This window comes from Cupriavidus sp. GW822-FHT02D05, from assembly GCF_058802485.1.
Map to the genome: position 1 here is coordinate 34,226 of NZ_JBXAOE010000038.1, position 22,812 is coordinate 57,037.

Annotated in this window: 16 protein-coding genes; 9 read left to right on the plus strand and 7 right to left on the minus strand. The window is 65.8% G+C overall.

Translation table 11 applies throughout. From position 1 onward, the window contains the following. Positions 1-158 precede the first annotated feature (158 nt). On the plus strand, positions 159-2,747 hold the full coding sequence (clpB, locus tag AC1RQK_RS35020; RefSeq protein ID WP_492376398.1) for an ATP-dependent chaperone ClpB: 2,589 nt from the start codon (positions 159-161) through the stop codon (positions 2,745-2,747). A gap of 179 nt (positions 2,748-2,926) precedes the next feature. Here clpB and AC1RQK_RS35025 read toward each other — a convergent pair whose 3' ends face one another. Continuing rightward, positions 2,927-3,289: a hypothetical protein gene (locus AC1RQK_RS35025; RefSeq protein WP_459371228.1), complete on the minus strand. Its 363-nt coding sequence runs from the start codon at positions 3,287-3,289 to the stop codon at positions 2,927-2,929. Positions 3,290-3,398: 109 nt separating this feature from the next. Further along, the gene (locus tag AC1RQK_RS35030) at positions 3,399-4,040 is read right to left on the minus strand and encodes a hypothetical protein (protein WP_492376175.1); all 642 of its coding nucleotides are present in this window, start codon (positions 4,038-4,040) and stop codon (positions 3,399-3,401) included. A gap of 537 nt (positions 4,041-4,577) precedes the next feature. Here AC1RQK_RS35030 and AC1RQK_RS35035 point away from each other — a divergent pair. Together AC1RQK_RS35035 and AC1RQK_RS35040 are read left to right on the plus strand one after the other, a co-directional pair. Then, positions 4,578-5,288: an RNA ligase family protein gene (locus AC1RQK_RS35035; RefSeq protein WP_492813970.1), complete on the plus strand. Its 711-nt coding sequence runs from the start codon at positions 4,578-4,580 to the stop codon at positions 5,286-5,288. Positions 5,289-5,365: 77 nt separating this feature from the next. Next, a complete protein-coding gene (locus tag AC1RQK_RS35040) occupies positions 5,366-6,490 on the plus strand; it encodes an AAA family ATPase (protein ID WP_492814026.1) in 1,125 nt (374 codons plus the stop codon). Between the two features lie 48 nt (positions 6,491-6,538). On the opposite strand, the gene AC1RQK_RS35045 is transcribed toward AC1RQK_RS35040, so the two are convergent. From AC1RQK_RS35045 to AC1RQK_RS35055, 3 genes are all read right to left on the minus strand, one after another. Beyond that, positions 6,539-7,402, minus strand: a complete 864-nt coding sequence (locus tag AC1RQK_RS35045) for a cytochrome c (protein WP_492376177.1) — start codon at positions 7,400-7,402, stop codon at positions 6,539-6,541. Between the two features lie 125 nt (positions 7,403-7,527). Beyond that, positions 7,528-10,257, minus strand: coding sequence for a UPF0182 family membrane protein (locus tag AC1RQK_RS35050; protein WP_492376178.1), 2,730 nt, complete (start codon positions 10,255-10,257; stop codon positions 7,528-7,530). Between the two features lie 381 nt (positions 10,258-10,638). After that, positions 10,639-11,541 (minus strand): LysR family transcriptional regulator, encoded by a 903-nt coding sequence (locus AC1RQK_RS35055; protein WP_492813972.1) that lies wholly within the window; start codon positions 11,539-11,541, stop codon positions 10,639-10,641. A gap of 285 nt (positions 11,542-11,826) precedes the next feature. On the opposite strand from AC1RQK_RS35055, the gene AC1RQK_RS35060 reads away from it, so the two are divergent. The 4 genes from AC1RQK_RS35060 to AC1RQK_RS35075 all read left to right on the plus strand — a co-directional run bounded on the left by AC1RQK_RS35060 (position 11,827) and on the right by AC1RQK_RS35075 (position 16,489). Next, positions 11,827-12,807: a hydroxymethylglutaryl-CoA lyase gene (locus AC1RQK_RS35060; protein WP_492813974.1), complete on the plus strand. Its 981-nt coding sequence runs from the start codon at positions 11,827-11,829 to the stop codon at positions 12,805-12,807. Beyond that, positions 12,797-13,951: a CaiB/BaiF CoA transferase family protein gene (locus AC1RQK_RS35065; protein ID WP_492813976.1), complete on the plus strand. Its 1,155-nt coding sequence runs from the start codon at positions 12,797-12,799 to the stop codon at positions 13,949-13,951. The genes AC1RQK_RS35060 and AC1RQK_RS35065 overlap by 11 nt, the downstream gene beginning before the upstream one ends. 69 nt (positions 13,952-14,020) lie before the next feature. Beyond that, the gene (locus tag AC1RQK_RS35070; protein WP_492813978.1) at positions 14,021-15,010 is read left to right on the plus strand and encodes a Bug family tripartite tricarboxylate transporter substrate binding protein; all 990 of its coding nucleotides are present in this window, start codon (positions 14,021-14,023) and stop codon (positions 15,008-15,010) included. Between the two features lie 222 nt (positions 15,011-15,232). Then, complete coding sequence (locus AC1RQK_RS35075; protein WP_416048890.1) at positions 15,233-16,489, plus strand: serine hydrolase domain-containing protein; 1,257 nt, start codon at positions 15,233-15,235, stop codon at positions 16,487-16,489. On the opposite strand, the gene AC1RQK_RS35080 is transcribed toward AC1RQK_RS35075, so the two are convergent. Together AC1RQK_RS35080 and AC1RQK_RS35085 are read right to left on the minus strand one after the other, a co-directional pair. Beyond that, a complete protein-coding gene (locus AC1RQK_RS35080) occupies positions 16,486-17,775 on the minus strand; it encodes an EAL domain-containing response regulator (RefSeq protein WP_492376184.1) in 1,290 nt (429 codons plus the stop codon). The genes AC1RQK_RS35075 and AC1RQK_RS35080 overlap by 4 nt on opposite strands. Then, entirely contained in the window at positions 17,772-20,522 is a 2,751-nt protein-coding gene (locus AC1RQK_RS35085; protein WP_492813980.1) for an ATP-binding protein, read from the minus strand. Before AC1RQK_RS35085 ends, AC1RQK_RS35080 begins: the two co-directional genes overlap by 4 nt. 297 nt (positions 20,523-20,819) lie before the next feature. On the opposite strand from AC1RQK_RS35085, the gene AC1RQK_RS35090 reads away from it, so the two are divergent. Beyond that, the gene (locus AC1RQK_RS35090) at positions 20,820-22,034 is read left to right on the plus strand and encodes a helix-turn-helix transcriptional regulator (protein ID WP_492813982.1); all 1,215 of its coding nucleotides are present in this window, start codon (positions 20,820-20,822) and stop codon (positions 22,032-22,034) included. Positions 22,035-22,265: 231 nt separating this feature from the next. Beyond that, positions 22,266-22,778: an AmiS/UreI family transporter gene (locus tag AC1RQK_RS35095; protein WP_174427428.1), complete on the plus strand. Its 513-nt coding sequence runs from the start codon at positions 22,266-22,268 to the stop codon at positions 22,776-22,778. The last annotated feature ends 34 nt before the right edge of the window (positions 22,779-22,812 follow it).

Sequence of the window (22,812 nt, forward strand, 5' to 3'; positions counted from 1 at the left end):
CACATCAAGGGCCGTGCAGTCAGGCCTTGAAATGCACGCGCAAAGCCTTATCTTTCGATCAGACACCAGTGTCCGGCCCGCGTGGCGGGATCGGCAGGCCGGGGCGCAAGCGCCTTGCCTACCGCATCGGGCACTCATCCGAAAAAGAGGGCTCCTAAATGCGACTTGACAAACTGACTACCCGATTCCAGGAAGCGCTGGCCGATGCCCAGAGCCTGGCGATCGGCAACGACAACCAATACATCGACCCGCTGCACGTGCTGCGCGCCTTGCTGGCGCAGAACGACGGCGCCGCCCGTGCGCTGCTGGCGCGTGCCGGCGTCAACGTCGGCGGCCTGACCACCGCGCTGGATGCCGCCATCAAGCGCCTGCCGCAGGTGCAGGGCACCAGCGAGGTCCAGGTCGGGCGCGAACTCAGCGCGCTGTTCAACGCCACCGAGAAAGAGGCCATCAAGCGCGGCGACCAGTTCATCGCCAGCGAGCTGTTCCTGCTCGCGGTGGCCGATGACAAGGGCGAGGCCGGCCGCATCGCACGTGAAAACGGCCTCTCGCGCAAATCGCTCGAGACCGCCATCGAAGCCGTGCGCGGCGGCGATTCGGTCAACAGCGCCGACGCCGAAACCCAGCGCGAAGCGCTGAAAAAGTACACCGTGGACCTCACCGAGCGTGCCCGCATCGGCAAGCTCGACCCCGTGATCGGCCGTGACGACGAAATCCGCCGCACCATCCAGATCCTGCAGCGCCGCACCAAGAACAATCCCGTGCTGATTGGCGAGCCGGGCGTGGGCAAGACCGCTATCGTGGAAGGCCTGGCCCAGCGCATCGTCAACGGAGAAGTGCCGGAAAGCCTCAAGAGCAAGCGCGTGCTGGTGCTCGACATGGCTGGGCTGCTGGCCGGCGCCAAGTACCGCGGCGAGTTCGAGGAACGCCTCAAGGCCGTGCTGTCGGACATCGCCAAGGACGAAGGGCAGACCATCGTCTTTATCGATGAGCTGCACACCATGGTCGGGGCCGGCAAGGCCGAGGGCGCGATCGACGCCGGCAACATGCTCAAGCCGGCTCTCGCGCGCGGTGAACTGCATTGCATCGGCGCCACCACGCTGGACGAGTACCGCAAGTACATCGAGAAGGACGCCGCGCTGGAGCGCCGCTTCCAGAAGGTGCTGGTCGACGAACCCAGCGTGGAGGCCACCATCGCCATCCTGCGCGGCTTGCAAGAGAAGTACGAGCTGCACCATGGCGTGGAGATCACCGACCCGGCCATCGTCGCGGCGGCGGAGTTGTCGCATCGCTATATCACCGACCGCTTCCTGCCCGACAAGGCCATCGACCTGATCGACGAAGCCGGCGCGCGCATCAAGATGGAAATCGACTCCAAGCCGGAGGTGATGGACAAGCTCGAGCGCCGCACCATCCAGCTCAAGATCGAGCGCGAGGCCGTCAAGCGGGAAACCGACGAGGCGTCGAAGAAGCGGCTCGAACTGATCGAGCAGGAAATAGGCCGCCTGGAGAAGGAATACGCCGACCTCGAAGAGATCTGGAAGGCCGAGAAGGGTGCCGCCCAGGGCGCAGCCGCGCTCAAGGAAGAGATCGACAAGATCCGCCTGGAGATCACGCGCCTGCAGCGCGAAGGCAAGCTCGACAAGGTGGCGGAGCTGCAGTACGGTAAGCTGCCAGAACTGGAAGGCAAGCTCAAGGCCGCCACGGTCGCCGAAGCCAGCGAGCAGAAGCAGCCCAACAAGCTGCTGCGCACGCAGGTAGGCGCCGAGGAGATCGCCGAGGTGGTAAGCCGCGCGACCGGCATCCCGGTGTCCCGGATGATGCAGGGCGAGCGCGAGAAGCTGATCCAGATGGAGGACTACCTGCACCGCCGCGTGGTGGGCCAGGACGAGGCCGTGCGCCTGGTGTCGGACGCCATCCGGCGCTCGCGTGCCGGCCTGTCGGACGAGAACAAGCCCTACGGCTCGTTCCTGTTCCTCGGCCCCACCGGGGTGGGCAAGACCGAACTGTGCAAGGCGCTGGCCGAGTTCTTGTTCGATTCGCAGGACCACCTGATCCGCATCGACATGAGCGAGTTCATGGAGAAGCACAGCGTGAGCCGGCTGATCGGCGCGCCGCCGGGATACGTGGGCTATGAAGAGGGCGGTTACCTGACCGAGGCCGTGCGCCGCAAGCCGTACAGCGTGATCCTGCTCGACGAAGTCGAGAAGGCCCACCCGGACGTCTTCAACGTGCTGCTGCAGGTGCTGGACGACGGTCGCCTGACCGACGGCCAGGGCCGCACGGTGGACTTCAAGAACACGGTGATCGTGATGACCTCGAACCTGGGATCGCACATCATCCAGGCAATGACCGGCGAGCCGCACGAAGCGGTCAAGGGCGCGGTATGGCAGGAAGTGAAGACGCATTTCCGGCCCGAGTTCCTGAACCGTATCGACGAGGTGGTGGTGTTCCATTCGCTCGACCAGCAGCATATCGAGTCGATCGCCCGCATCCAGCTGGAGCGGCTGACGGCACGGCTGGCGCGCATGGACATGACGCTGGAGGTGAGCGAAGCTGCGCTGGCCAAGATCGCCAGCGCTGGCTACGATCCGGTGTTCGGGGCGCGTCCGCTCAAGCGTGCGATCCAGCAGCAGATCGAGAACCCGGTGGCGCGTCTCATCCTCGAAGGCAAGTTCGCCGCCAAGGATGTGGTGCCGGTGGATTACCAGGATGGGGAGTACACCTTCGGTCCGAAGGGCCACTGAGGCACGGCACTACCACGGCACTACCACGGCAGTACGCCAGAACGAAAAACCGCCCCTTTGCCGGGGCGGTTTTTCTTTGTAATCAACATTAATAAAATGCGGTCCGGGCCGTTGCATCCGCGCCACCCTCGGGTCACGCCTGCATCACATGTATCACATGCATCCCGGAGATGCGCTCGTCAGCGCCGGTAGGGGTGATGGTAGGCATACCAGTCGCGGCGACCCCACCAGCGCCGTCCATCCCAGTAGCGCTCACCGTGCCACCCGATCACCACCGCCGGCGCCACCACCACTGGCGGCCCATATCCGACATAACCGGGAGGGGGCCCATAGACCGGAGCCGGCGCAGGATAGGCCGCGGGCGGCGGGGGGGCGGGATAGGCGGGCGGAGCCTGATACACGGGCGCGGGGTAGGCCGGCGCCACCACCACCGGCGCAGGCACGCCGACGTTCAGGTCCACATCGACGCGTGCCAATGCGGGCTGGGCGAGCGCCAGGACAAATGCGCCAAGCCCCAGCGCGTAGAAGTTACCTTGCTGCATGTCGATCCTCATCTTGCAGTCGCAATAAGCTGACTCTAGCCATGCCGCCGCACTGCAGGGGATTACAACTGTAACGATATTTCACGGCGTGCCGGACGCAAGGGGGGCATCAGGCCGAGCGCTCGTTGGTGAGGCGGTACAGGGGCATCAGCTCCTTGACGCAAGCGTCCGAGGCCGATTTGCTTTCCACCCTGATTGCACGGGTCACGGCATCCTTGACCCGGCGCAGCCCGCCCTGCTCAAGGAAGGCCTTCAATGCGGGGTTCTCCATGAAGCGGTTGAATTCGAGCAGGTCGGCACCCGTAATGCCGGCTTCAGCTATCTCCTTGCCCGACAGCGCCGCCTCCTTGGTCTTGCGCCCGACCGGCGAGCCCAGCAAGCGCGCCAGCCGCATCGCCAGTCCGGCATCCTGGATCTCCGGTGCCAGCGCGGGCCGAACTGCCGCCTCGACCACCTCGGGCGAGAGCTTCGCGCGGGCGCATCGCGTGTAGCGCTCTTTGGGGATGGGCCCGATTTTCGCCGGCAGCCTGGCAAAGGCCTGGTCCAGGCCAGCCGCAAGAATGGCGCCAACGTCAAACGCACGGATCAGCGCCGTGACCGCTTCATCGTAAGTCGGGGGGAACAGCTGGGGCGGCTCCGTCGCACGCTCTTCGATGCTTAGCGTGGGCTGCTCGGCCTGGGGCGCCGCCCAGCCGTCGTGGCCGTGGCCGAGTGCCAGCGCAAGGGCGGCTGGCAGAAGTATCGCCGGCAAGATCGGCGGCTTGCCGACCGGCTTCCTGATTGGTATTGGGGCCGCAATGTCATGGGTAACCTCGCCAAGGGAAGCGGCAAGCCCTGGTTGAGCGCATCGGGGACAGTCGTTCATGTTTTGCGCCGGCTCGTCTGGGTATCTCTTGCGGATTATGCCGGGATTGGGCGCGCACGGCCCGCCCGTGCCACGCTGCAAAGCGCCAATCGGGCCGCGGCTCCGGGCGGGCGTGGTGTGGAAAGCGAACAACGCACGATTTACGCAGCCGCGCCGCCTGTGTAATATCCGGCACCTGCACGCTTGTGCAGTTGATCGTTCACCCCTTGTTCCTGGAGAGTAAAGTGCCCCGCACGTCCGCCATCACCCTCTGATGCCGACGACACCTGCACACGCAGAGTGCCGATGGCGCGCCCGCGCTCTTCGCCTGCTGTGCTTGCCTCAAGCGCTTACGCTGTCCCAGGCCTGAGTTGCCTGCCGGGGCACCGCCAATGCCACCACGCGCCATCCCATCGTCGGCTCCAATCTTTTCTGGAGTTCGAAATGACGATGCAAGAACCCGAAGCGCTTCGGGAAACCAACCCTGCCGACCCGATTGCCGATCGCGTGAAGTATCCGCGCACGCTGCATTTGCCGTGGTCGCCAGGACTTAGCGACGATGACCGGAGGATCGAGTCCCTGAATGCCTTCCAGGGCTGCCGCGTGATTGTCACGTCCAAGATGGACGGAGAAAACACCTCGCTCTACCGCACGGGCATGCACGCCAGGAGCCTGGACAGCCGCCATCATCCAAGCCGTGACTGGCTCAAGGGATTCTGGGGCGCGATGCGCATGGATATTCCGCAGGGTTGGCGCGTCTGCGGCGAGAACCTGTTCGCCATGCATTCGATCCGTTACCGCGACCTGGCTTCGTTCTTCCTTGGGTTCTCGATCTGGAACGCGCGTAACGTATGCCTCGGTTGGGATGAAACGCTGGAGTGGTTTGCCTTGCTCGGTATCGAGCCGGTGCCGGTGCTTTACGACGGCGTGTTCGACGCCGCGGCGATCCAAGCCCTCTGGGGCGAACGTGAGCGCGAGCGGATGGAGGGCTATGTGGTCCGGATCGCGGGCGCGTTCCCCTATGCCGGTTTCAGGCGCTGCGTGGCGAAGTTCGTGCGCAGCGGGCATGTGCAGACGGACGCGCACTGGATGCACAACCACGCGTTCGAGCAGAACCACATGCGTGAGCGCGCAGGAGAGCCGCAATGGAAATGACCGACCTGTTGACCGCAGCGAACCAGCAATCGCTGCGCACGGCACCTGTGCTGCGGGCGCCTGCCTACACGAGCCTGATGGCACTCGTGCCTGCCCCGGGTGTCGACCCGGACTGGCAGGCCTTGATGGCGGCATTCCCATGCCTGGAGCCGTTGCGCCGCACGCCGCAGGATCCGCGTTATCACGCGGAGGGCGACGTCTGGACCCATACCAAGCTGGTGGTCCAGTCCCTGGTGGGGCTGGATGACTATGCGATGGCCACTCCCGAGCGCCGCTTTGTCCTGTTCCATGCGGCGCTGCTGCACGACATCGCCAAGCCAGCCACCACGCGGGTAGACCCGCAAACCGGGGCGATCGGCCAGCCGGGCCACTCGGCGCGCGGCGCGGTCGATGCGCGCGTGCTGTTGTGGCGCAGCGGTGTGCCCTTTGCCTTGCGCGAAGCGGTTTGCCGGCTGATCCACGTGCATCAGCTGCCGTTCTATGCCATCCGGGGAAGCCGGTCCGGCGAGTCCGCCGAGATGGTGGTGCGGCGCCTGTCGCTGGAACTCGATATACGCGAGCTGGCGGCGCTGGCCGAGGCCGACATGCGTGGGCGGGTATGCGCAGACAGCGAAGACGTGCTGGTCGACATCGCGCTGTTTCGCGAGCTGGCGCGCGAGGAGGGATGCTACGGCCAGCCGCGCGCCTTCGCGGACCGCTGGACTCGGATGCGCTACCTCCGGGGCGAAGACGTCCATCCGGACTATGCTTACCACCGCGAGGCGGGCTCCACCGTGACGGTCCTGAGCGGCCTGCCGGCCACAGGCAAGAGCACCTGGATCAAGACATGCTGCGCCGGTCTGCCGGTTGTGGGGTTTGACGACGCACGCGAGGCCCTCGGGCTGAAATACGGGAAGAACGAGGGCGCGGCGATGCACTTTGCCGTCGACCAGGCAAAAGCGCTGCTGCGCGAGGGCAGGCCGTTCATCTGGAACGCGACGCACCTGAGCCGGCAGATGCGCGCGAAAACCCTCGACTTGCTGTTCGCGTACGGCGCCGAAGTCAATGTCGTCTATCTGGAGGCCGCGGAGCAGACCATCCTGTCGCGCAACCGCAAGCGCGACACCACGCTGACCAACGCCGCCATCGAGAGAATGCTCCACAGGTGGGAGGTGGTGTCGCCGGTTGAGGCGCACTCGGTCACCTATCACATCGCCAATTGAACCGGATGCTGGCCCGTGCCATGCCATGCGGCACGGGCGCATCAGGACTCAGGAACCTGCGGGAGGCGCAGCCACCTTGCGCCCAGCCATGTGATGCAGATACGCCAGCAAGTCCTTCAGATCCGCGTCGGACAGCGTTTTTTCGTCGATCGCCGACATGCGCGCGTTGGGCCACCAGCGCAGCGACTGCGGGTCGCGGATCAGCGTGGCCAGCTTGTCGTCGCCCAGATAATCGACGGCGCTGTGCGGCACATTCAGATCGGGGCCAAGGTGCGCGTCGCCGACCCGGTTGAGGGAGTGGCACGAGAAGCAAACGCGCTGGAACGTCGCGAAGCCGCGCATGACCGCGCCGTCCGCCGGCAGGCCGGGGGCGGGCCGGATGGCCGCAAAGCGCTCCGCCGGCGGCGCGGTGATGTCGATGCGCACGATGCTGTACGTCCAGAGGCTCTCGTTGACAAGGGAAGCGGCGCGGCCCGCCGGCACTGTCCAGATCAGGCGGAACGGCCCGATGTCCTGGCCCTTGAGCGTCGGCCACGGCGCGGCAGGATTTTCCACCGCGAGCCAGGCGCGCGGCTCGTCGGCGCTATCGGCCAGCAACAGGCGCGTCGGCAGGTGAGAGACATAGCCATCGCTGGCTGCGGTCGTCGCACTCGCGTCGGCCGTCACCGGCATGCCGCGCAGCAGGGCGGCCAAGGGAATCGCCTTGAACGTCAGGCGGCGTTTCAGGTTGTCGTCGTCCACCGTCACGTCGGTCAGGCGGCGGTCTTTCAGCAGCGCATCCCGCGTCCAGTTGCGCTGTTGCGCACCGGCGGCAATGGTCAGCGTCGCCGTGTCCGCGGCGCAAGCCGGACCCGCCAGGAACGCCATGGCGCATCCAAGCGCACCAACGGCCATTGCGATCCAGACTTTCATGGGTCTTCCTCCAGGGCGAGCGAACAATGTGCGGCGGTCGTTGGCGATCATTCTAGCCGTTGCAAGCGAGCGTCGGCCTTTTTCGCCGGCTCGGCGGCGGGCGCGGTCGTTTGCATGATCGTTCGTCATTTCTGCGTATCGGCGCGCCCGGCGCCGAGCGCTTCGAGCAGTGGCTTCAGCGCATCGAGTTCCGCGCCAAAGCCGCCCCAGTCGCCTGCCTTCAATCGCTCCATGGCGCGGTCATAGTGGGCGAGTGCCTCGCGGGCGCGGCCGTCTGGTGCGCCACCGGGCGCGGCCGCCACCGGGGCCGCCTCCTTGAAGAGCGCCGCCAGGGCCGCGCCCAAGGTTTCCTCCATCACCACATGGTCGCCATAGGCGGCGATCACCCGTTTCAGTTCGGGCAACTGACCGGACTCCGCGCGCAAGTAGAGCGGCGAGACGTAGAGAATCGAGTTGTCGATGGGCACGACCTGGAGGTGGCCGCGGATGACGCGCGACCCCATCTGGTTCCACAGCGAAATCTGCTGCGAAATCTCGGTGTTTTGCTGGATGCGCGCCTCGATCTGGAATGGCCCATAGACCAGCTTGTCCTTGGGAAAGGCATAGACGACGAGCTTGCCGTAGTCAGGCGGATCGCAACGCGCCGCCAGCCACGCAATCATGTTCTCGCGCTGGCTGGGCACCATCGGCAGCATCAGCACGAATTCGGCGCGCGGCTGCGCGGGCAGCCGCACGATCATGTAGTAGGGCGTCATGGGCATGCCGGGGCCGGTGCCCGCATCGATGTCGGCCTGCTTGCGCGGGAACTGCCAGAGGTCCTCGCGGTTGTAGAAGACTTCCGGCGTTTCCATGTGATAGGCGCGGTAGACCTGCGCCTGGATCAGGAACAGGTCTTCGGGGTAGCGGATATGCTGCTGCAGGTCTTGCGGCATCGCGCCCAGCGGCTTGAACAGGCCCGGGAAAATGCGCTGGTACGTTCGTACGACGGGATCGGCGGCGTCGCTGATGTAGAAATCGGCTGTCCCGTTGTACGCATCGATCACCACCTTGACCGCGTTGCGGATGTAATTGTCGCCGTCACCGGTGCCCGGCTGGGAGTATGGGAACCAGCGGCTGGTGGTATAGGCATCCTGGATCCAGAAAAGCCGCCCGCCGCCGACGACGATGTAGGGGTCATGGTCGAGGCTGAGGAACGGGGCGATCGTGCGCACCCGGTCCTGGATATTGCGATGGAGCAGGATCCGGCTCGCGGGCGTGATGTAGCTGGTCACCAGGATGTTGGGATCGTCGAATTGCCAGGCGAAGAGGGCCTGCAGCGCCATGCTGCCGATCGCGACGCCGTCGCGCCCGTGGTAGGTCGTATAAACGTTCTCATCGCCTTTGGGGTAATCAAATTCGGGCGCGTTGCCGTTGACGATCACATAGCCCTTGCCGCCTTCACCAAAGTACAGGCGCGGCTCGACCATGGGCGGGCCGCCGTTGGAGACAGGCGGAATATCCTTCAGGTAAAGCGTAGGCAGGCCTTCCGCGGATTTCTCCGTGACCGGCGACATCACGACGCCATTGCCGTGGGTGAACAGGAGATGCAGGTTGACCCAGGTCTGGGCATTGGCAGGAAGCAGCGACGGCTCCAGCTCCCGCGCCGAGAGCATCACCTGCTGGTAACGGGCGTCGAACCGGTAGCGGTCGATGTCCGTCGCCAGGAATTTGTAATAGGTCCTGATCTCCTGCAACTGCGCGTAGGTATCGCGCAACGGTTGCAGATCCCACAGGCGGATGTTGTCGATGGTCGGGCGATTGGCCTGCAGCGCGGCGAGATCGAGGTTCTGCTCGGCGGGAAACGGCTTTACCGAGATTTGCGCCAGGCCATAGGCGTCGCGCGTCAGCGCAATGTTGTGGGCGATATAGGGCGTCTCCAGCTGCAGTTCGTTCGGCTTGACATAGAAACGCTGGAACAGCGCCGGGTAGATCAGCACCAGTACCAATGCACTGCCGAACACGGATAGCGCCGAGGCGGCAGGAATGCGATAGCCCCGCCAGCGCATATTGGCCCACGAGGCGGCTGCGGCCGCGGTGGCCAGGCCGATCAGCGGCCACAGGACTGGCAGCCCCACATGGATATCGGTATAGCTGGCGCCTACCACCACGCCGTTGTCCCCGTAGAGCAGCAGAAAGCGGTCGAGCCAGTAGGACCAGGCCTGCAGCAGGAAGAACAGGCCCAGCAGGGCCGAGCCGTGGGCCGCGGCCGCGGGTGAAAGCCCGCGCGGCGAGCGCATGCAGGCGATGTCGCCGCGCATTCCGTACACCGTGGCCGCCGCCGCAGCGCTGCAGCACAGCAGCAGTAGCAGCCAGTTCCTCAGCGCAAGATAGGCGGGCAGCGAGAAGAGATAGAAGCCGATGTCCTTGCCAAAGATCGGATCGGCCTTGCCAAAGGGCACCTGGTTGAGGTAGCGAAGCACGAGGTCCCAGTCCGGGATTTCGCTGGTGGCGAGGAGCAGGCCCAGGAGGACGGCGGCACCGGCGATGGCGGCGTGCCAGGGCAGGTGCGGCGCGACTTCGCCCACCAGCTCGCTCAAGACCTCTGCCTTCCAGGAGCCGGGCGGGCTCGCATAGCGGTGCGCCAGCGATCCCGACACCCAGATCGCGCCAGCCGACGCAGCGAAGACAGCGGCGAACAGAAGCACCTTGGTGACAAGGACCGTCCAGAAGACGTTGACATAGCCGATGGAGGAAAACCACAGCCAGTCAACCAGCATGCCGGTGAGGCGGCCGATGACGATCAGGCCGATGATGCCAACCGCAACCCTGGCGGTAATGCGCCTCAGGCGCAGGCCGGATATCCCTGGCGAGCGCATCGATCATGCTCCTTTGCCGGACCGTCATCCGTAGCCTGCGGCTGCCCGCAACAAGGCAAAGGTCCAAGCTGGCCCGGCCCGACAATTCATTGTAGGTGGGGAATCATCCGGCAGCAGATGGACATTTACGGGCTGTTTATGCCTGGCCGATAGCTTTCTACGCCATTTGCATGGACGAGTTCTTAATCTGTGGACTGTCCAAACCGGTGAGCAACATGATGCCGCACAGCCGCAATGCACTACGCACAGGCCAACCTCATCACGGTGGCGGGTATTACCTGAAACTGACCGGATGGCTGCTAGCCCTCGGTTTGTTGTACGCCTTGTCATCGTGATACCAGTCTGCGCCGACTGCGCAAGGCGATGCGCGCAGGCGTGCCGTCAGCCTGCCGCCTTTTGTTCCAGGTAGTCCACCAGCAGCCTTGCCGCTGGCGAAAGGCTTGCCTCGTCGCGCATGCAGATCGCGAAGCGGCGCTGCGCCCAGGTATCGGTGAGCGGGACCACCCGTACGCCAAAGCCGGCGTAAGTGGGCTCGGCCACCTCGCGGGGCATGATGGCAAGACCCAGATTCGCGCGCACGCAGCGCAGGGACGCATCGAACGAGGAAACCACCACGCGGTACGCCATCGGCTTGCCGATGATGGCCGCGGCGCGCGCGAGCATGGTGTGCACAGCCGTCTGCCCGGGCAGCCCGATGTGGTCGAACTCCAGTGTTTGCTCAAACGTGCAATCCGCCTGGCTAGCGAGCGGATGCTCGGGATGCACGATGGCCGCCAGGGCATCGCTGCGATAGGGGCGGGTCCGGAATCCTTCCAGATCCGCGGCATCCCAGCAGATACCCAACGGTGCGGATCCCTCACGCAATGCGCGGACGAGGTCGCGGCTGAGGCTTTCCTCGACGGTGACGCGGATGTCCCGATGCTCGGGCACCTGCAGGAAGCTCGCGATATCGTCGGGCAGCGACTCGGCCATGCACGATACGGTGGCCAGCAAGCGGACTTGCCCCTTGATGCCGGTCCCGTAGTCGGCCATGTCGCGCTCCACGCGATCAGCCGCGGCCAGCATGGCGCGAGCGTGCTCAAGCAGGATCTCACCCGCCGCGGTCGGGATCACGCCGCGCCGGCGCCGCTCGAACAGCGTGACGCCCACCGTGTCTTCCAGCTGCGCCAGCCGCTTGCTGATGGCCGAAGCCACGATGTGCTGCTGTTCGCCGGCGCGCGCCATGTTGCGGGTCTCGCAAACCGCAACAAACAGGCGCAGGGAGGTGAGGTCTAGATCACGCATCGAAAGCCTTCAACGGTGGATTTCCAGTCTGGAAATTAAGTGCGGCCATCTTAACGTTTCTTGTCATCACCGGAAATTCCTCGGGCTGGACACGAGCGGTGGCACTTGGCACCTCATGTGCGGCAGTCGGCGGGCCGCTGGCTTGAGCACGCTTCGGAGTGATTCGCTTAGATGTTCCAATCCGGAATGCTGGCGCTTCTTGATTACCGCTTCTGGCCTAGGCTGGAACAACATAGAGTGCATAGGCCAGACTGAAGCACTAATCTCCGAGGGGACACAGATCCAATGACAACGCACATTCCATCGGCACCGCGCCAAGCCGTGATCCGCGAGGTCGGGCTGCGTGACGGGCTGCAAAGCATCGCCACCATCCTGCCGACTTGCGCCAAGCGCGAGTGGATCCAGGCGGCCTATGCGGCGGGCCAGCGGGAGATCGAAGTCGGCTCGTTCGTCCCGGCGAAGCTGCTGCCGCAACTTGCCGATACCGCGGAACTCGTGGACTTTGCCAGGTCGCTGCCGGGGCTGTTCGTCTCGGTCCTGGTGCCGAACCTGCGGGGCGCGGAGAACGCCATCGCCAGCGGCGCGGACCTGATGCTGGTACCGCTTTCCGCCAGCCATGCGCATAGCCTGGCCAACCTGCGCAAGACCCCCGACGAAGTCGTAGCCGAAGTCGCCAGGATCCGCGCCGAGCGCGACGCGGCCGGCTCCCGCACGCTGATTGAAGGCGGCGTGGGCACGGCCTTTGGCTGCACGATCCAGGGTCATGTGGATCCGGACGAGGTGCTGCGGCTGATGCAGGCCCTGCTGGACGCGGGCGCCGATCGCGTGAGCCTGGCCGACACGGTGGGCTACGCCGATCCCGGCATGGTCCGCCGCCTGTTCGAACGCGCCACGGCAATGGCCGGCGACCGCTTCTGGTGCGGCCACTTCCACGACACGCGCGGGCTTGGCCTGGCCAACGTCCATGCCGCCCTGGAGGTCGGGGTGACCCGCTTCGATGCCTGCCTCGCCGGCATCGGCGGCTGCCCGCACGCGCCCGGCGCCAGCGGCAATGTCGCTACCGAAGACCTGGCCTACCTGCTGGGCAGCATGGGCTTCGATACCGGCATCGATATCAGCCGTCTGCTGGCGCTGCGCGAGCGCGTGGCCGGCTGGCTGCCCCATGAAACCCTGCACGGCACGCTGTGGCGCGCCGGCCTGCCCAAGACATTTCCCGTATCGGTTGCCGATGCGGCTGTCCGCCTGAGAGAGAACCATGCACGCTGAACATGCCTCCTTGCCGCTCGCCGGCGTCCGCGTGGTCGAGTTCACCCATATGGTGATGGGCCCGACCTGCGGCATGATCCTCGCGGACCTGGGCGCCGAAGTCATCAAGGTCGAGCCACCCGGTGGCGACAAGACCCGCAACCTGCCCGGCCTTGGCATTGGCTTCTTCCGCTCGTTCAACCGCAACAAGAAGAGCGTCGTCATCGATATCACCACCCCGCAAGGGCAGGCCACGGCAGCGGAGCTGGTTGGCCAGTGCGATGTGTTGCTGGAGAACTTCCGCCCGGGACTGATGGCGAAATGCGGGCTGGATTACGCGACGCTGTCCGCCAGGTTTCCCGGACTGATCTACGTCTCGCACAAGGGCTTCCTGCCCGGTCCCTATGAACACCGCCTGGCGCTCGACGAAGTCGTGCAGATGATGGGCGGCCTGTCCTACATGACCGGGCCCAAGGGCCGCCCGCTGCGCGCCGGCACCTCGGTCAACGACATCATGGGCGGCATGTTCGGCGCCATCGGCGTGATGGCTGCCCTGCGGGAGCGCGACCGTACCGGCAAGGGGCAGGAAGTGCAGAGCGCGCTGTTCGAGAATTGCGTGTTCCTGTCGTCCCAGCATATGCAGCAGTTCTCGATGACCCGCGAGCCGCCGCCGCCGATGCCGTCGCGCGTGTCCGCCTGGAGCGTCTATGACGTGTTCACGCTGGCCGAAGGCGAGCAGCTCTTCATCGGGGCCGTCAGCGACAAGCAGTTCAACACCTTGTGCGACGTGCTGCAACGTCCCGACCTGGCCGCTGATCCGGCGCTTGCCACCAACGCGATGCGGGTGGCGGTACGCCCGGCATTGCTGGAGCGGCTTGGCGAGATTCTCAAGGACCATCGCGTGGAAGCGCTTTCGCCGAAGCTCGAAGCCGCGGGCATTCCCTACGCGCCCATCATGCGTCCGGAGCAACTGCTCGATGACCCGCACCTGAGAGCAAGCGGTGGCCTGGTGCCGATGCAGACCGAGGACGGCGGCACCACCGACGTTGTGCTGCTGCCGCTGTTGATGGGCGGACGCAGGCCCGGCGTGCGCATGCCGCTGCCGGGCATTGGCGAGCACAACGACGAAATCCTGTCCGGCCTGGGCGCGCGTGCCCCGGACTGAATCCTCCCGCATTGCCACGTGGCTTCGGACGGCCACGCGGACCAGAACGATAAACATACGGAGACAGACATGGCATTCCCCCTTTCGCGCCGGGCAGCACTCGGCATGGCCGTTTCGGCGATCGCACTTATGCTTGCCTTGCCGGCCGGCACCGTGCTGGCCCAAGGCTCGGGCCGGCCGGTGCGCCTGATCCTGCCGATCAGCGCTGGCTCGGGCGTGGACGCGATCGCACGCGCTGCCGGGCCTGCGCTGGGCAAGAGCCTGGGCCAGCCAGTGGTGATCGAGAATCTTCCCGGCGCCGGCGGCATGACCGGCGCGGCGGCGGTGGCCAAGGCGCCACCCGATGGCACCACGCTGGGCCTGTTCTCCAACAACCACGTGATCAACCCGAGCGTGTACAAGAAGATGCCGTTCGACGCGATCAAGGACTTCACGCCCATCAGCGTGATCGGCTCCACGCCGCTGGTCCTGGTGGTCAACCCCAAGGTTCCCGCCAGGAACGTGCAGGAACTCATTGCCTTGCTCAAGGCCAAGCCCGATTCGCTCAACTATGCGTCGTCGGGCAACGGCACCATCATCCAGCTTGCCGCGGAAATGTTCCTCGATGAGGCGCATGTCAAGGCTCGCCATGTGCCCTACAAAGGCACCGGACCGATGATGACCGACCTGATTGCGGGCCAGGTGGAGATGGGGGTCGTGGCCTTGAACGCCGTGGTGCCCCACCTGAAGAGCGGCACCCTGCGCGCGATCGGCCTGTGCGGCGCGACGCGCTCGCCGGCCGCACCGGATATTCCGACCATCGCAGAACAAGGCTTGCCCAACTACGCGGTCGAGGGCTGGTTTGCCGTGGTAGGCCCCGCAGGGCTGCCGCCGGCCGAGGTCAAGCGCCTCAACACGTTGTTCGCCAAGGCTTTCACCAGTCCGGACGTGCTGGAAGTGATGAAGAAGCAGGGCAATACGATCAGTCCCAGCACGCCGGAGGCAGCCGCCAGGTTCTTCCAGAGCGAAGCGGCGCGCTATGCTGCCCTGGTCAAGAAGGCCAATGTGACCCTGGAGTAAGGGCAGGGGCCGCATACCTCATCGCATCCTTCGGTGAGTCGATGCGATCCGTGCGGCAGGCGCCGGCCCACCGCTTCTCCGGTTTCATTGAATGTTGCCGCTGCCCGCGCAGCCCGCTTGGCGTGGGGAGGCGCCGATGTCATGATGGCGAGGTGCGAGCGAGCGGCATTTTCAGCCAGCGAGCCGGCATTTCACCTACGGTATCAATGAGGAGACACGGATATGCAAGGCAGGCAAACGCAGGGGATGTCCCGCGAGCGGCTTGGGCGGGTCGAACGTTTCATCGACGACGCCTATGTCGCCACCGGCAAGTTGCCCGGCACGCTCATCCAGGTGTGGCGGCGCGGCGAATTGGCGCTGAACTCGGTGTTGGGCCTGGCTGACCGCGAGCGGCAGGTTCCGCTGGCCGAGGATTCGATCTTCCGCATCTACTCGATGAGCAAGCCCGTCACCTCGGTGGCGGTCATGATGCTGGTCGAGGAATGCAAGATCGCCCTGGACGATCCGGTCAGCAAGTACATCCCGGCATGGGAAAACCTGGGCGTCTATGCCGGGGGCTTCATGGAGAGCTTCCAGACGCGCCCGGCTGCGCGCCCGATGCTGGTGGTCGACCTGCTGCGCCATACGTCCGGCCTGACCTATGGTTTCCAGCAGAACACCAACGTCGACGCCGCTTACCGCAAGCAGATGCTGGGCGAACTCGCCACCGGCGGCACGCTGGACGACATGATCGCGAAGCTGGGCAAGCTGCCGCTCGAGTTCTCGCCGGGCGAGGCCTGGAACTACTCGGTTGCCACCGACGTGCTGGGCTATCTTGTCGGCAAGATCAGCGGAATCCCTTTCGAGACCTTCCTGAAGGAACGCATATTCGATCCGCTGGGCATGGTTGACACTGCCTTCCACGTGCCGCAAGACAAGGCCTCGCGCCTTTGCGCCTGCTACGCCGTCGGCTCGCTCGGTTCGAAGGTAGTATCCGCGCGCGCGCCGGTCCTGCAGGACGATCCCCGCACCAGCCCCTACCTGAAACCGCCAAGCTTCATCTCCGGCGGTGGCGGCCTGGTGTCCACCGCGGCTGACTACATGCGCTTCGCACGCATGCTGTTGCAAGGCGGTGAGCTCGATGGGGTGCGCCTGCTGGGGCCGAAGACCCTGGCGCTGATGACCGCCAACCATCTGCCGGGCGGGGTGGACCTGCCGCGCATGTCGCGCTCCATGTTCAGCGAAGCCACCTATGATGGCGTTGGCTTCGGGCTCGGCTTCGCCACCACGGTGACGCCGGCGACCACGTTGATTCCCGGCAGCGCCGGCGACTTCTTCTGGGGCGGAGCGGCCAGCACCTTCTTCTGGGTCGATCCGCAGGAGGACCTGATCGGACTGTTCCTGACCCAGCTCTTGCCGTCGTCCGCCTACCCGGTGCGCCGCCAGCTGCGCACGCTGGTCTACAGCGCCATCACCGAGCCGGGTGCCGCGGCACGCTAAGCGCCTGGCGAGCCGCGACCCGTGGTCTCCCAAACGCTGCCCAGCACGTCCCCCTGCCCAATGTCGCAACCCTCCCATTTGAAGAACTGCAGTTCTTCCGAGCTGGCCAGGCCATTGGCCAGTACCTGCATGCCGAGCGTGTGCGCCAGCGCGATCACGGCACGCGCGATGGCGGCGCGTTTGGCATCGGTTGCCACGTTACGCACGTAGTCCTGGGGAATCTGCAGCCGGTCGGGCAGCAAGCGCTGCAGGTTGGCCAGCGAGATGGGCGTGTTGCCGACGTCGGCCAGCGTGACGGATGCGCCTTGCTCCTGGATGCGGGCGCAGGCAAGGCGGGCGGCTTCCGTGGCGGTGCCCAGCAGGATGCCCGGCAATTGCAGGTCGAGCCCGCTGCCGGCCTGGGCGGTCTCGCGCAGGTATTGGCGGAGCAGCTCCGGCAACGCCAGCAGTTCGGACTCCTCGGCGCCGGCCATGAGCGGCAGCAGGATGGGGACGCTGACGCGGGCCGGGCCGGATAGGGCGGCTTGCGGATCCGAGTGCCAGGCTAGCGCGAGTTCGCAGGCGCGGCGCAGCAGCACGGCATTGATCGCGCCAATGAGGCCCGGGCTGCGCACGTAGTTGGCGATCTCGGCATGCGGCATCCAGCCGGTGGGGCCCGGCCACGCCGGCAGCAGCGCGATGGCCGCAATGGCGGCGGAGCCCAGGTCGAACTGGGAGACGGCTTGCAGCCGGTATTGGCCGCTGTGCAGCGCTTGCTCGATGGCAGCTTCGACCTGCGCGTCGCTAGCTGCCTCGGAGGTGGGTAGCTCGGGCGCCCGCGGTACTGGCTTGGGCAGGGCATGGGCTTGCTGCAAGGCCTTGACGTACTGGTACGCGCGCAGGCCGCCGATGACGACGGAGGTCAGCTTCTGCGCGGTCATCTCCGTCTTGAGGAAGTAGCCATTGATCTCGTAGCCGGTCACCACCTCGCGCTCCGGCGCCATGCCGGGATGCCCGGTGCGCAGCACGATCTGGAGGTCGGGGTTGCGCAGTTGCTCGCGGATGTAGCGCACCGTGGCCAGGCCGGCATCGTCGGTTTCCATCACGACATCGAGCAGCACGAGCGCGGTATCGGGGTGACGGGCGAGGTGGGCCCTGCAGGCTTCGCCGGAATACACGCTGTGGAACTGGATCTTGCGCCCGGAGAAGGTCAGGTCCATCAGTACCAGGCGCGTGATCTCGTGCACGTCGGGGTCGTCGTCGACCAGCAGGACCTGCCACGCGGGCATGGACAAAGAGGAGTTCATGGCAGAGTCCTGGCGGATACGATCGGGATGGTGGCCTTTGCCGAGGGTGTGATGCGGGGCATGCGCAGGGTGAAGACGGTACCGCCGCCATCGGTGCCCACCGCATGGCCCACGGCGATGGTGCCGCCCAGGCGCTGCGTCACCAGGTTGTAGACCAGGTGCAGGCCCAGGCCGCTGCCACCCTTGCCGCGGTGCGAGGTAAAGAAGGGCTCGAAGATCTTCTCATGCAGGGCATCGGGAATGCCGCTGCCGTCGTCGGCGTAGCGGATCACGACTTCGTCACCGGCGGCGAGCCGGGCGGCGATGCGGATGGTGCCGCGCACAGGGCCTGTGTCGCCGCTGCCGAATGCGTGCACCAGCGAGTTCATGACCAGGTTGGTGAGGATCTGCGCGATCGCGCCGGGGTAGCCGTTCATGGCGACGCCGGCCGGGCAGTCGATCAGCAATTGCACATGCGTGTCGCGCAGGCGCGGGTCGAGGCTGACCACGGTCTCGCGGATATAGTCGCCCAGGTCGAAGCTGCGCCGTTTTTCGCTGGTCTGGTCGACCGCCATCTGCTTGAAGCTCTGCACCAGCTCTGCCGCGCGGTTGGCGTTGGACAACAGCAAACGGGCGGATTGCGCGGCGTCCGACAGGTAGCGCTGCAGCGCCTCGGGTGCCAGCTCGTTGCTCGCCACCAGCGCCTGCGTGGCGCTGGTGCGGTCCTGCAGGTAGGAGGCGGCGCTGACGGCGATGCCCACCGGCGTGTTGATCTCATGCGCCACGCCCGCGACCAGTCCGCCGAGAGAGGCCATCTTTTCCGCGTCCACCAGGTTCTTGCGCGCGGACTCGAGATGGCGCAGCGACTCCATCAGTTCCGCCTGTGCCAGTTCGCGGCTTTCGTGTGAGAGTACGATCCACCATGCGCCGAAAGCCAGCAGCGGCAGGGTGGCCGAGTACACGCGCAGCAGCAGGCCGCCGATCCCGTCGGCGTGCGAGGCATGGCCTTCGCCGATCAGCCGGTAGGCGAGCAGGAACACGGCGCCCATGGCCGCCGCGGCAATCACGAACAGGCCGAGGAAGCGCGCCAGCCGCCGCAGGAAATGCGGCGGCAGTATCCGCAGGAAGCTGCCTTGCCACGGCGCCGCCTGCATTTGCGCGGCGGTGCCAGGCGCCTTGCAGGCATCGTGGCAATGGTTGTCCAGGCCGCAGCACAGCGAGCAGATCGGCCCCGCATAGAAGGGGCAGTGCGCCATGTCCGGTGCTTCGTAGTCGCGCTCGCAGATGCAGCAGCGAATCGGCTCGTCGGTGTGCTTGTCGAGGGGGTGTGGGTCTTCCCGCGCGATGTAGTACCGGCCGCGGGTCGCATAAGCGATCAGGATGGCGCTGGCGAACGAAGCGCCCAGCGCGATAAAGGCGCAATAGGCTTGCGCCAGCGCGCCAAGCAAGCCGGAGTAAGCGCCGATGCCGGCGAGCGAGGCAATCAGCATGGCGCCGCAGCCCACCGGGTTGAACGCATACAGGTAGGCCCGGCGGAACTCGATGTGCCGCGGACTGATGCCCAGCGGCTTGAGCACGACAAGGTCGGCCACCAGGGCGCCGAGCCAGGCGATCACCAGGTTGGAATACACGCTCAGCACGGCCTCCAGCGTGCTGAAGATGCCCAGCAGGGTGAGCAACAGTGCGATCAGCACGTTGAACACCAGCCAGACCACGCGGCCCGGATGGTAGTGCGCCAGCCGCACGAACACATTGGACCAGGCCAGTGAGCCCGCATAGGCATTGGTCACGTTGATCTTGATCTGCGACACGAGCACGAACAGCATCGCCACCGCGAGCACCACCTCGGGCCGATCGAATACCTGCCCGTATGCCCACACGTACATGTGGATCGGCTCCATCGCGTGATTGGCGGCTACGCCGGCTCGCAGCGCGAGCACCGCCAGCAGGCTACCCGCCAGCACCTTGAGGCCGCCGATCACGATCCAGCCCGGGCCCGCCAGCAGCAGCGCGCTCCACCAGCTCCAGCGGTTCTGCGGCGTGCGGTCGGGCAGGAAGCGCAGGTAGTCCACCTGCTCGCCAATCTGGCCCATCAGGGAGAACAGCACGCCGGTGGCCGCGCCAAACGCGAGCACATTGAACGCCGGCGAGGCCGCATCGCGCCCGGTGAATGCCGCCCATTGCGCCAGCACGCCGGGATCGTGGCGCAGGATGTAGGCGAAGGGCAGCACCAGCAGCACCGCCCACAGCGGCTGTGTCCACATCTGCAGCTTGTTGATCAGCGTGACGCCGAAGAACACCATCGGCACGATCACCAGCGAGCAGACCAGGTAGCCCACTGTCAGGTTCAGGCCGGTGGCAATGGCGAGCGCCTGGGCCAGGATGGCCGACTCCAGCGCGAAGAAGATAAAGGTAAAGGACGCGTAGATCAGCGAGGTGATGGTGGACCCGGCATAGCCGAAGCCCGCGCCGCGCGTGAGCAGGTCGATGTCCACGTTGGCCATGCTGGCGTGGTATGCCACCGGCAGCCCGATCAGGAAGATCAGCGCGCAGACCAGCAGGATGGCCGGGAACGCGTTCTGGAAGCCAAAGCTGAGCGTGACGCTGGCGCCGATGGCTTCCAGCGCCAGGAAGGACACGCCGCCGATGGCCGTGTTGGCCAGCGTGAACGGCGACCAGCGCCGGTAAGAGCGTGCCGCATAGCGCAGCGCGTAATCCTCCAGCGTTTCATTCGCGACCCAGGATTGATATTCTCGTTTGATGCGCATGGCGTGGTGGCGTCGGGTGCGATCCGGGTCGGGACGGATGGCTGGCAGCGGGCGCTCCGATTATTGTCTGAATCCGCCCCTCGCGCAATGACATGCGCGCGGCGCGGCAAAGGGTGCGGAACGCGCTGCAGCATGCCGTACGGATGCTGCGCGGCAGCATGGCGCGGCGCCTTGACATTTAGGGTGTCAGCGCAAACACTGGCCGGCAGTCTTCATATCGAAGAGGCCGCGGGCAGCGCCGCATAGCGCTCGCCGTTGCCCGAATCCGCTGTGCCCGATGCCATGGAGAATGCGCGGTTGCCCGCCCAGAATGCCGATAGCGCCTATAAGGCCGATAGCGCCGATAGCGCCGATCCCCAGGCCGGGGAGCTGATCTACCGTATCCACGCCGCGCGCGATGATGATGGCTGGCGCGGCGTGGTTGCGCTGGTGCGCGATCAGTTCGCCGCGGGCACGGCCGTGCTGGCGCGGCGGCACCTGGCCGGCGGCCAGGGCGCGGTGCTGCACGGCGCCCCGGACGACCCGGCGTTTTTTCGCACCTTTGCGCAGTACTCCGCGCGCAACCCGTGGTTCCTCTCCAGCACGGCCTACCAGCCCCTGCAGGTGATCAGCGGCGACGACATGCTGGGCAGCGGCGACCTGGTCCGCACGGACTACTACCAGGCGTTGCTGCGGCCCCATCGCTATCTGCATCGCTTGTGCGGGGTGGTGGCGCGCGAGGCGGATGTCGTCTACTACCTTGAGTTGTACCGGCGCGAAGACCAGCGGCGCTTTGCCAGCAAGGAGAAGGCGGAGTTCCGCGGCCTGCTGGCGCATATGGCGCTGTCGCTGGAAAACCGCTGGCACCGCCACAGCGCCGCCGACCTGAGCCAGGCGCTGATGTGCGTCATCGACGGCCATCCTAACGCGACCTTCCTGGTGGAGCAGGATGGCCGCATCGTCTACTGCAACCGCAGCGCGCAGGCGCTGTGCGGGCAGGGCAGCGGCCTGTACCGGGATGGCGAGTATCTTGCCGCGGTGATGCCGACCGACCACCGCACCTTGCATGAGATGCTGGCCACGCTGGCCGGGGCTTCCCAAGGACTTCCCTCCATGGCCGGTGACACGCGCGACGCCCACCCGGGCCAGGCCACGCTGGTGCCCACGCAGGTGCTGTCGGTTTCCGCGCCCGGCTTTGCCTTGCCCACGACGCTCACGTTGCAGCCCGCCGGTGCATCCATGCGCAACGGGCTGGGCGAGGAGCGCGCGCTGGTGGTGGTCAGCGCGCGCCGGCAGGGTGCGGAGCATGCGCACCACGATTGCCTGTTCGCGCGCCAGTTCAAGCTGAGCGAGGCCCAGGCGCGGGTCAACGCGCTGGTCTTCGCCGGCCACTCCATCGCCAGCCTGGCGCAGGTACTGCACGTGTCCGAGAACACGGTGCGCAGCCACCTCAAGCAGATCTTCCAGAAGACCAACACCCATGGCCAGATGGAATTGGTGCGCCTGCACGCGCAGCATTGCCCGCCGGCCTGAACGTCCCTCACCTGGCCATCGCGCCGTTGCCTTGTCCGCTGCCTTATCCATTGCCTCATTCAATTGGGTGAGGCCACCTCACCCAGCCACATGATGCGCGGAATCCTCGTCGTGAAGGATTCGCATCTTCTCGGGCCTGCTTATAGTTGACCCGTCGCCACGCGGCCGCCGCGAGGCAGCCGGCGCCAACAGAAAAAGAACAACCAGAATCCGTCACGCAGGAGATACGCCATGCTAGGCCTGACGTTGCTTTACGTAGGTGCCGTGCTGTGCCTGAACGGCTTGTGGCTGCTGGGCAAGATTGGCGACCGTGAGATCTGGGTCGTCAATATCTTTGCCGGCGGGGTGACGATGCTGGTGTCGCTGCGGCTGATCTTCGGCGGCGAGGCGGACAGCGCATCCATCAAGGCCGGCGCGCTGACGCTGCTGTTCACCTTCACCTACCTGTGGGTTGCGCTCAACCGCTTCAACGGCGCGGACGGGCGTGGCCTGGGCTGGTTCAGCCTGTTCGTGTCGGTCACGGTGATTCCCGTCGCCATCGATGCGCTGCGCCATGCCAACTCCGTCTGGGATACCTGGTTCGCCTGGTGCTGGGTCGGCTGGGGGGTGCTGTGGTTCCTGTACTTCCTGCTGCTGGCGATGCAGCGCCCGATCCTGAAGTTCACCGGTGTTGCCACTGTCCTGGCAGGTATCGCCACCGGCTGGCTGCCAGGCTATCTGCTGCTGAGCGAATCATTCAGATAGACCGCAAAGACGTACCGCAAAGATCGACCACAGC